5 protein-coding genes are annotated in these 10,751 nt (G+C 64.6%); all 5 read right to left on the bottom strand.

Annotation, left to right across the window (positions count from 1 at the left end):
* Positions 1–145: 145 nt before the first annotated feature.
* Positions 146–340, bottom strand: coding sequence for a glycosyltransferase (locus TY51_RS23390; protein WP_231558997.1), 195 nt, complete (start codon positions 338–340; stop codon positions 146–148).
* On the bottom strand, positions 282–1,289 hold the full coding sequence (locus TY51_RS10110; RefSeq protein WP_231558996.1) for a DMT family transporter: 1,008 nt from the start codon (positions 1,287–1,289) through the stop codon (positions 282–284). Before TY51_RS10110 ends, TY51_RS23390 begins: the two co-directional genes overlap by 59 nt.
* Positions 1,290–1,335: 46 nt before the next feature.
* A complete protein-coding gene (locus TY51_RS10105) occupies positions 1,336–2,196 on the bottom strand; it encodes a glycosyltransferase (RefSeq protein WP_052650007.1) in 861 nt (286 codons plus the stop codon).
* 114 nt (positions 2,197–2,310) lie between these two features.
* Positions 2,311–6,549 carry a DNA-directed RNA polymerase subunit beta' gene (gene rpoC, locus TY51_RS10100; protein WP_042249118.1) on the bottom strand — a complete coding sequence of 1,413 codons (4,239 nt, stop codon included), beginning with the start codon at positions 6,547–6,549 and terminating at the stop codon, positions 2,311–2,313.
* 52 nt (positions 6,550–6,601) lie between these two features.
* Complete coding sequence (gene rpoB / locus TY51_RS10095; protein ID WP_042249117.1) at positions 6,602–10,747, bottom strand: DNA-directed RNA polymerase subunit beta; 4,146 nt, start codon at positions 10,745–10,747, stop codon at positions 6,602–6,604.
* Positions 10,748–10,751: the final 4 nt, after the last annotated feature.

The following is a 10,751-nucleotide window of genomic DNA, read 5'->3' as shown; positions in this document are numbered from 1 at the left end:
CCAGGATGCGGCGCCACCGCCGGCTCGGCAGGCCTGCGCACGATGGGTAATCCATCGGCGGCACCAGCGACAGGGGGCAGCTGCGGCACCCGGTCGCACAGATCGCGCAGCTGGCCCAGCCAGGGTTCCGGCAGGTCCGGCCCGGTCATCGATCACCAACGTGAAGTCGGGGATCCGGTCTGCGCCAGCCACCCCCGGGCACGGCGACCGTCTGGAACCACAGCCAGCGCCGGGCCAGCCGGTCGGGATCGTACAGATAGGCGCGGCGCGCCGCGATGCTGTCATGTTCGACCTGATAGCCGCGCAGTCCCAGATAGGAAAAGCGGCACAGTCCCAGCATCTGCACCCGCATCAGCGCCGCCGTCCCAGTTGAGCCTCGCGCCAGATGGTATAGATGCCCGCCCCCACGACAAGGCCGATCCGACCCAGGTCCACATGTCCGGCCAATCGCCAAAGATCACCAGCCCCAGCAGGATCGCCATCAGCAGCGAAGTATAGCGAAAGGGCGACACGGCCGCGATCTCTCCGACACGCATGGCGGCCACGGCGCACAGGTAACCGACCGTCAGGAACGCGCTGCCCAGGGCCAGCAGCCCCAGCTGCCACAGCTGTGGCATCACCCACCCCTGCCCCAGGCTGAGGACGAACCCGGTCAGCGTGACCAGCACCGCGCCATAGAACGCGATGGTGTTCGAACTGACGTCGCGCCCGAACTGCCGCGTCGACAGGTCGCGCACCGCGACCAGCAGCATCGCCCCAAGCGCCACCAGCGACCAGATGCCGAACGTGCCGCTGCCCGGTCGCAGGATGATCAGCACGCCCAGCATGCCTACCCCCACGGCCAGGATGCGGCGCCAGCCCAGGGTCTCGTTGAAGAACAGCGCCGCGCCCAGCATCACCACCAGCGGCAGCGACTGCATCACCGCAGTCAGATCGCCGATCGCCATCCGCTGCAGGGCGTTCAGGAACAGCAGGGTGGACCCGATCTCTCCGACCAGGCGCAGGACCATGGGCGCGCGGGCGGGGGCCGGGATGCGCAGGCGCAGGCCACCCGCGCGCTGCGCCAGGATCATCAGCGCGACCAGCACGAACAGCCCGCGCAGGGTGATCGCCTGGTACAGCGGCATGTCCTGGACCACGAACTTGATGATCGCGTCGTTGCAGGTGAACCCCATCATCGACAGCGTCATCAGCCCTGCCCCGCGCAGGTTGTCGCCCGGCTGCAGCGGTTCTGGCCGGATCGAGGCGGGCCGCGTGCGGCGCAGCGGAGACATCAGGGGCGTGGACATGGCGGCTTTCCGGGACAGGATGGCAGGGGATCAGGGCGGCGAACGCTCAGCCGATGGCCGGGTCTCCGCTGTCGGCATCCTGTGCCGGGTGTCGCAGGGGCCGGGTCAGCGCAAGGCGCAGCTGCGCCAGGTCCAGCCCGAACCTGCGGCCCAGCATCTCGGCCAGCTCGGTCTCGTCGATGGCGACGCGGTTGCGCCCGATCAGGTGGCCGCCGCTGTCGTTGGTGTCGTGGTGGCCGCGGATCCACATCGGGCGGCCCGGCATGGCGATGGTCGGCACCTTGGTCCAGACCTTGTCGTGACGATAGTTCATCAGCGACCGCACCTCGCCCCCCGGAAAATAGAAGGTCTGCGCCGGGACCCAATTCTGCGCCATCTCCGCGTGCAGCGCAAAGCGGTCGCCCCTCACCTCGGCCACCAGGCCGCTGGTATGGTTGATGACGACCGGGTGATGCTTGCCAGCCAGCCGTTGCGCCAGGCGATGATCGGCGCGGGCGCGGCCGACGTAATCCACCGCGACCGCATCGTCGTCATCCATGCGGAACTGCACGACGACGTCGGCGGTCAGATCGATGTGGCGCGCCAGGGCCTCGCGGCAGGACTGGGCGTGGCGGGCGGGGGGCAGCTGTTCGATCCGGATCTGCGGCATCACTTGGGCCAGCCGCTGCAGGCGGGCCAGCCAGCGGGCAGGCAGATCCTCACCCGTGGCGATGATCAGGGTGAAATCGGGGTCGGTCTGCCACATCAGCGGCGGAATGCAGACGGTCTCGAACCACCGCATGCGCCGTTCCATCCGGACGGGGTCGTACAGGATGGCACGGTTGCGATCCAGATCGTCGCCCGTGGTCTGGAAATCGCCCTGCGCCAGCAGGGAGAAACGGCACAGGCCAAGGACTTGTATGCGCATCACGGTTCCTTGAGGGGCAGGTGCAGTATGTGCAGCCCCGCTGGACGGTCAACCCAAAAGACAAAGGCCCGGCACTGGGTGCCGGGCCTTTGCAAAAGGGTTCGGGCGACGCGATCAGTCGTCGCTGCCATCCTTGGGCAGATCCACCGGATCGGCCGCGGGGGTGGCAAAGACCGGCTCCGGCGCGGCCAAAGCTGCGGCAGCCTCGGCCTCGGCGCGGCGGGCCTCGATGACCTCGGCGTCGCGTTCGGTCGCAATGCGGCGAACACGCGTGGTCGCACCACCGGTGCCCGCCGGGATCAGGCGGCCCACGATGACGTTCTCCTTGAGGCCGACCAGCTTGTCGCGCTTGCCCTGGACGGCAGCCTCGGTCAGCACGCGGGTCGTTTCCTGGAAGGACGCGGCCGAGATGAAGCTGCGGGTCTGCAGCGACGCCTTGGTGATGCCCAGCAGGACAGGCTCGCCCGTGGCGGGACGTCCGCCGCGTGCCTCGATCTTGGCGTTCTCCTCGACGAACTCGTCACGCTCGACGTTTTCGCCCTTCAGCAGCGTGGTGTCGCCGCCGTCTAGGATCTCGATCTTCTGCAGCATCTGGCGAACGATCACCTCGATGTGCTTGTCGTTGATCTTCACGCCCTGCAGTCGATAGACGTCCTGCACCTCGTCGATGAGATAGTCTGCCAGGGCCTCGATCCCCATGATGCGCAGGATGTCATGCGGCGCAGGATTGCCGTCCATGATGTAGTCACCCTTCTGCACGAAGTCGCCTTCCTGCACCGGGATGTGCTTGCCCTTGGGCACCATGTATTCGACGGCGGTGTTGCCCTCCTCGGACGGCTCCAGCGTGATGCGGCGCTTGTTCTTGTAGTCCTTGCCGAACCGCACATAGCCGTCGATTTCCGCGATGATCGCGTGATCCTTGGGCCGGCGCGCCTCAAACAGTTCCGCCACACGCGGCAGACCACCGGTGATGTCCTTGGTCCGCGCGCCTTCGCGCGGGATGCGGGCCACCACGTCGCCGGGTTTGATCTCCTGGCCGTCCTCGATCGACAGCACGGCATCCACCGACATCGGATAGCTGACCGGGTTGCCCTGGTCGTTGCGCACCGGTTCGCCGTTGGCGTCCATGATGATGATCTCGGGCTTGAGGTCGTTGCCTTTCGGCGCCGACCGCCAGTCGGTCACGATCTTCTGGGTCATGCCCGTCGCATCGTCGGTCTCGTCGCGGACCGAAATCCCCGACATCAGGTCGACGAACTTGGCGATGCCGCCCTTCTCCGCGATGATCGGCAGGGTATAGGGGTCCCATTCGAACAGTTTCGCGCCGCGGATGACCCGCTCGCCTTCCTTCACGAACAGCTTGGAGCCGTAGAACAGCTTGTGGCTGGCCCGCTCCTGCCCCTGGTCGTCCAGGACCAGCAGCTGCATGTTCCGCGACATCACCACCTGGTCGCCATTGGCGTTGCCCAGGATGTTGGCGTTGCGGTACGACACCGTGCCCTCGTGGGACGCGGCCTGGAACGACTGCTGGCCACCCTGTGCGATGCCGCCGATGTGGAAGGTCCGCATCGTCAGCTGGGTGCCCGGTTCGCCGATCGACTGCGCGGCGATGATACCGACAGCCTCGCCGATGTTGACCAGCGTGCCGCGGGCCAGGTCGCGGCCATAGCACAGCGCGCAGATCCCATCCTCGGATTCGCAGGTCAGCGCCGAGCGGATGCGCACGGACTGCACGCCCGCCGCCTCGATGGCGTCGGCCTTGCGTTCGTCGATCACCTCGTTGGCGCGGACGATGATCTCATCCTCGCCCGGCACCAGCACGTCCTCGGCCGCGGTCCGGCCCAGCACGCGCTCGGACAGCGGGCTTATCACCTCGCCATCGTTGACCGCGGCGGATGCCGTGATCGCACGCTCGGTTCCGCAATCATGCTCGCGGATGATGCAGTCCTGGGCGACGTCGACCAGACGACGCGTCAGGTAACCCGAGTTGGCGGTCTTCAACGCGGTGTCCGACAGACCCTTCCGGGCGCCGTGGGTCGAGTTGAAGTATTCAAGAACGGTCAGACCTTCCTTGAAGTTCGAGATGATCGGCGTCTCGATGATCTCTCCGCTCGGCTTGGCCATCAGGCCGCGCATGCCACCCAGCTGCTTCATCTGGTTGACCGAACCTCGCGCACCGGAATGCGCCATCATGTAGACAGAGTTCGGCTCCATTTCGGCGCCGTTCTCGTCCTTCTTGGTGGCCGAGATGGTCGACATCATGGCCTCGGTCACGCGGTCGTTGCACTTCGACCAGGCGTCCACGACCTTGTTGTACTTTTCGCCCTGGGTGATCAGGCCGTCCAGATACTGCTGTTCGAACTCCTTCACCTGCTCCTGGACCTCACCGACGATGGTCCACTTGGTGTCGGGAACGACCATGTCGTCCTTGCCGAAGCTGATGCCGGCCTTGAACGCCTCGCGGAAGCCCAGACCCATGATCTGGTCACAGAAGATCACCGATTCCTTCTGACCGCAGTAGCGGTAGACGGTGTCGATGACGACCTGCACGTCCTTCTTGCGCAGCAGCCGGTTGACCAGCTCGAACGGCGCCTTGGCATTCAGCGGCAGCAGGCCGCCAAGCCGCAGGCGGCCCGGGGTGGTGTCGAAGCGGGTCCAGACCTCGTTGCCGTTCTGGTCGATCTGCTTCAGGCGTGCCTGGATCTTGGCGTGCAGATGCACCTCGCCGGCGGCCAGGGCATGCTCGACCTCGTCGATGTTGGCAAAGGCCATGCCCTCGCCCTTCATCCCCTCGCGGCTCATCGAGACATAGTACAGTCCCAGGATCATGTCCTGCGACGGCACGATGATCGGCGCACCGTTGGCGGGCGACAGGACGTTGTTCGTCGACATCATCAGGACGCGCGCTTCCAGCTGCGCTTCCAGCGACAGCGGAACGTGCACAGCCATCTGGTCGCCGTCAAAGTCGGCGTTGAAGGCCGAACAGACCAGCGGGTGCAGCTGGATCGCCTTGCCCTCGATCAGGATCGGCTCGAACGCCTGGATGCCAAGACGGTGCAGCGTGGGCGCACGGTTCAACAGGACCGGGTGCTCGCGGATGACCTCGTCCAGGATGTCCCAGACTTCGGGGCGTTCCTTTTCGACCAGCTTCTTGGCCTGCTTGACCGTGGACGACAGACCCTTCGCCTCAAGCCGCGAATAGATGAACGGCTTGAACAGCTCCAACGCCATCTTCTTGGGCAGACCGCACTGATGCAGCTTCAGTTCGGGGCCGGTCACGATGACCGAACGACCCGAAAAGTCGACGCGCTTGCCCAGAAGGTTCTGGCGGAAGCGGCCTTGCTTGCCTTTCAGCATGTCCGACAGCGACTTCAGCGGGCGACGGTTGTTGCCCGTGATGACGCGGCCGCGACGGCCGTTGTCGAACAGCGCATCGACCGATTCCTGCAGCATGCGCTTTTCGTTGCGCACGATGATGTCGGGGGCGCGCAGCTCGATCAGCCGCTTGAGGCGGTTGTTCCGGTTGATCACCCGGCGATACAGGTCGTTCAGGTCCGACGTGGCGAACCGGCCGCCGTCCAGCGGGACCAGCGGACGCAGTTCCGGCGGAATGACTGGGATCACGGTCAGGACCATCCATTCCGGACGGTTGCCCGATTCCAGGAAGCTCTCGACGATCTTCAGGCGCTTGATGATCTTCTTGGGCTTCAGCTCGCCGGTGGCGGCCTTCAGGTCCTCGCGCAGCTGGTCGGCGGTCGCCGCCAGGTCGATGTTGGCCAGCATCGCGCGGATGGCCTCGGCACCGATATCCGCCTGGAAGGCGTCGGCGCCAAAGTTGTCCTGCGCATCCAAGAACTCTTCCTCGGACAGCAGCTGGCCATAGGTCAGGTCGGTCAGACCCGGCTCGATGACGACATAGTTCTCGAAGTACAGGATGCGTTCCAGATCGCGCAGCGTCATGTCCAGCATCAGGCCGATGCGGCTCGGCAGCGACTTCAGGAACCAGATGTGGGCCACGGGGGCGGCCAGCTCGATATGGCCCATCCGCTCGCGGCGGACCTTCTGCAGGGTCACCTCGACGCCGCATTTTTCGCAGACCAGGCCGCGATACTTCATGCGCTTGTACTTGCCGCACAGGCATTCGTAATCCTTGATCGGACCAAAGATGCGCGCGCAGAACAGGCCGTCACGTTCCGGCTTGAACGTGCGGTAGTTGATGGTTTCAGGCTTCTTCACCTCGCCAAAGGACCAAGCCAGAATTTCTTCGGGCGAGGCCAGCGAGATCTTGATTTCATTGAACTGCCGCGGCGGGGCCAGCGGGTTCAGGGGGTTCGTGGCAAGTTCCTGGTTCATTCTCAATTCCTAATGAAGGGCATGGAGGAAGGGGTGGTGAGGGCCAAAGCCCTCACTCGTCCTCGTCCACATCCAGGAGTTCCATGTTGAGGCCCAGACCCCGGACCTCCTTGACCAGCACGTTGAACGATTCCGGCACACCAGCCTCGAAGTTGTCCTCGCCCTTGACGATGGACTCGTAGACCTTGGTGCGACCGGCGACGTCGTCCGACTTGACGGTCAGCATTTCCTGCAACGTATAGGCGGCGCCGTAAGCTTCCAGTGCCCAGACCTCCATCTCGCCAAGACGCTGGCCACCGAACTGGGCCTTACCGCCCAACGGCTGCTGCGTGACCAACGAGTACGGACCCGTCGAACGTGCGTGCATCTTGTCATCGACAAGGTGGTGCAGCTTCAGGACGTACTTCATCCCGACCGTGACCTTGCGGGCGAACTGTTCGCCCGAACGGCCATCGAACACCACCGACTGGCCCGACGTGTCGAACCCGGCACGGGTCAGCGCGTCATTGACATCGGCTTCCTTGGCACCGTCGAAGACCGGCGTGGCGATCGGAACACCCGTGCGCACCGTGTCGGCGTGCTCGCGCAGCTGTTCGTCCTCCATGCCCTCGAACGTGTCGGCATACAGATCGTCGCCGTAACCGATGCGCATGGCCTCGCGGACTGGAGTCATGTCGCCATTGCGGCGGTAATCCTCCAGCGCCTCGTCGATCTTGAGGCCCAGGGCACGGCTGGCCCAACCCATGTGGGTCTCCAGGATCTGACCCACGTTCATGCGCGACGGCACGCCCAGGGGGTTCAGAACCAGGTCGACGGGGGTGCCGTCCGCCAGGAACGGCATGTCCTCCATCGGGACGACCTTGGACACGACGCCTTTGTTGCCGTGACGACCGGCCATCTTGTCCCCCGCCTGAAGCTTGCGCTTCACGGCGACGAACACCTTGACCATCTTCATCACGCCCGGCGGCAGGTCGTCGCCCTGACGGACCTTCTCGACCTTGTCCTCGAAGCGGGCTTCCAGCAGCTTCTTCTGGGTGTCGTACTGACCGTTCAGCGCCTCGACATCCTTGGCGATGTCTTCTTCGCCGATGGCCAACTGCCACCACTGGCCGCGGGACATGGTGCCCAGCAGCTCTTCGGTGATCTCGGTCCCCGACTTGATGCCCTTCGGGCCCTTCAGGGCGGTCTTACCCATGATCAGGGTCTTCAGGCGCGCATAGATGTTGCGGTCCAGAATGCCCTGTTCGTCGTCGCGGTCGCGCGCCAGACGCTCGACTTCCTCGCGCTCGATCTGCAGGGCGCGCTCGTCCTTGTCGACGCCGTGGCGGTTGAACACCCGGACCTCGACGATCGTGCCATAGGCACCGGGCGGCAGACGCAGCGAGGTGTCGCGGACGTCGGACGCCTTTTCACCAAAGATGGCGCGCAGCAGCTTTTCTTCCGGCGTCATGGGGCTTTCGCCCTTGGGGGTGATCTTGCCCACCAGGATGTCGCCCGGACCGCATTCGGCACCGATATAGACGATGCCGGCTTCATCCAGGTTGCGCAGGGCCTCTTCGCCCACGTTCGGGATGTCGCGGGTGATCTCCTCCGGCCCCAGCTTGGTGTCGCGGGCCGCAACCTCGTATTCGTCGATATGGATCGAGGTGAACACGTCGTCGCGGTGAATCCGCTCGGAGATCAGGATCGAGTCCTCGTAGTTGTAGCCGTTCCACGGCATGAACGCGACAACCACGTTCCGGCCGATCGCCAGTTCGCCCTGGTCGGTCGAGGGACCGTCCGCGATGACCTGGTTGGCCACGACCTTCTCGCCGACCTTCACCAGCGGACGCTGGTTGATGGTCGAGGACTGGTTCGAACGCTTGAACTTGCGCAGACGATAGATGTCCACGCCCGCGTCGCCCGCGCCCATGTCCTCGGTCGCCCGGACCACGATCCGCTGCGCATCGACCTGGTCGATGATGCCGCTGCGGCGCGCCATGATCGCGGCGCCAGAATCGCGCGCCACGGTGGCTTCCATGCCAGTGCCGACGAATGGCGCCTCGGCACGCAGCAGAGGCACGGCCTGACGCTGCATGTTCGAGCCCATCAGCGCGCGGTTGGCGTCGTCGTTCTCAAGGAACGGGATCAGCGCCGCGGCAACGGACACCAGCTGCTTGGGCGACACGTCGATCAGATCGACGGCATCGACCGGGTTCAGCATGAAGTCGCCCGACTGGCGGGTCGAGATCAGCTCGTCGGTGAAGTTGCCGTTCTCGTCCAGCGTCGCGTTGGCCTGCGCCACGGTGTGACGCATCTCCTCGGTCGCGGACATGTAGACGACGTCGTCGGTCACGTGACCATCGACAACCTTGCGGTAGGGCGTCTCGATGAAGCCGTACTTGTTGACCCGCGCGAAGGTGGCAAGGCTGTTGATCAGACCGATGTTCTGACCTTCCGGCGTCTCAATCGGGCACATCCGGCCATAATGGGTCGGGTGGACGTCGCGAACCTCGAAGCCTGCACGCTCGCGCGTCAGACCGCCCGGCCCAAGGGCCGACAGGCGACGCTTGTGCGTCACTTCGGACAGCGGGTTGGTCTGGTCCATGAACTGCGACAGCTGGCTGGAGCCGAAGAATTCACGCACCGCCGCCGCTGCGGGTTTCGCGTTGATCAGGTCCTGCGGCATGACGGTGTCGATCTCGACCCCGGACATGCGCTCGCGGATGGCCCGCTCCATGCGCAGCAGGCCGACGCGGTACTGATTTTCCATCAGTTCGCCGACCGAACGCACCCGGCGGTTGCCCAGGTGGTCGATGTCGTCGATCTCACCCTTGCCGTCACGCAGTTCGACCAAGCCGCTGATGCAGTGAACGATGTCCTCGTGGCGCAGCGTGCGCTGCGTGTCGGGGGCATCCAGATCAAGGCGCATGTTCATCTTGACCCGGCCGACGGCGGACAGGTCGTAACGCTCGCTGTCGAAGAACAGCGAATTGAACAGGTTGGACGCGGCCTCGACGGTGGGCGGCTCGCCCGGACGCATGACGCGATAGATGTCCATCAGCGCGCCTTCGCGGCCCATGTTCTTGTCGGCAGCCATCGTGTTGCGGATGTAGGGACCGACGTTGACGTGGTCGATGTCCAGCACCGGCACGTCCGTGATGTCGTTGTCCAGCAGCACCTTGAGCAGGCCGCCGGTCATCTCGCCCTGCTTGTCGTATTCCGCGGTGATCTCGTCGCCGGCCTCGGCATAGATGAAGCCGGTCTGGTCGTTGACGATGTCCTTGGCGACAAAGCGGCCGACGATGCGCTCGAACGGGACGAACAGGTTCAGCTGCTCCTCGGCTTCCAGCAGCTTCTTGACCAGGCGGGGCGTGACTTTCTCGCCGGCCTTGGCGATGACCTCGCCCGTATCGGCGTTGACCAGGTCAAAGACCGGGCGCGTGCCGCGCATCCGCTCGGGGAAGAACCGGGTGACCCAGCCCTGCTCGCGCCCCTCGCGGCGCAGGGTATAGGAAACGGTCTGATAGAACGCGTCCATGATCGCTTCCTGATCCATGCCCAGGGCATAGAGCAGCGTCGTCACCGGCAATTTGCGGCGGCGGTCGATGCGCGCGAACACAAGGTCCTTGGCGTCGAATTCGAAGTCCAGCCACGATCCGCGATAGGGAATGATGCGGCAGGCGAACAGCAGCTTGCCCGAGCTGTGCGTCTTGCCGCGGTCATGGTCGAAGAACACGCCGGGCGAACGGTGCATCTGGGACACGACCACGCGCTCGGTGCCGTTCACGATGAACGTGCCGTTCGTCGTCATCAGGGGCATGTCGCCCATGAAGACGTCCTGTTCCTTGATGTCCTTGACGGATTTCGCCCCAGTGTTCTCGTCGACATCGAACACGATCAGACGCAGGGTGACCTTCAGCGGCGCGGCATAGGTCATGTCGCGCTGCTGGCACTCGTCCACGTCGTATTTCGGCTTCTCCAGCTCGTACTTCACGAATTCCAGCGTCGCCGTCTCGTTGAAGTCCTTGATCGGGAACACCGACTGGAACACGCCCTGGATGCCGTCACCATCGTTATGACCGCTGCCCTCGCCCGAGTTCAGGAACAGGTCATAGGAGGATTTCTGAACCTCGATCAGGTTCGGCATCTCCAGAACTTCACGGATGTTGCCATAGTAGCGGCGGATCCGCTTTTGGCCGACATAAGCTTGCGCCATGGGG

Source organism: Paracoccus sp. PAMC 22219, assembly GCF_000787695.1.
In the GTDB taxonomy this organism is placed as follows: domain Bacteria; phylum Pseudomonadota; class Alphaproteobacteria; order Rhodobacterales; family Rhodobacteraceae; genus Paracoccus.
This window is presented reverse-complemented; position numbering and strand designations above follow the sequence as displayed.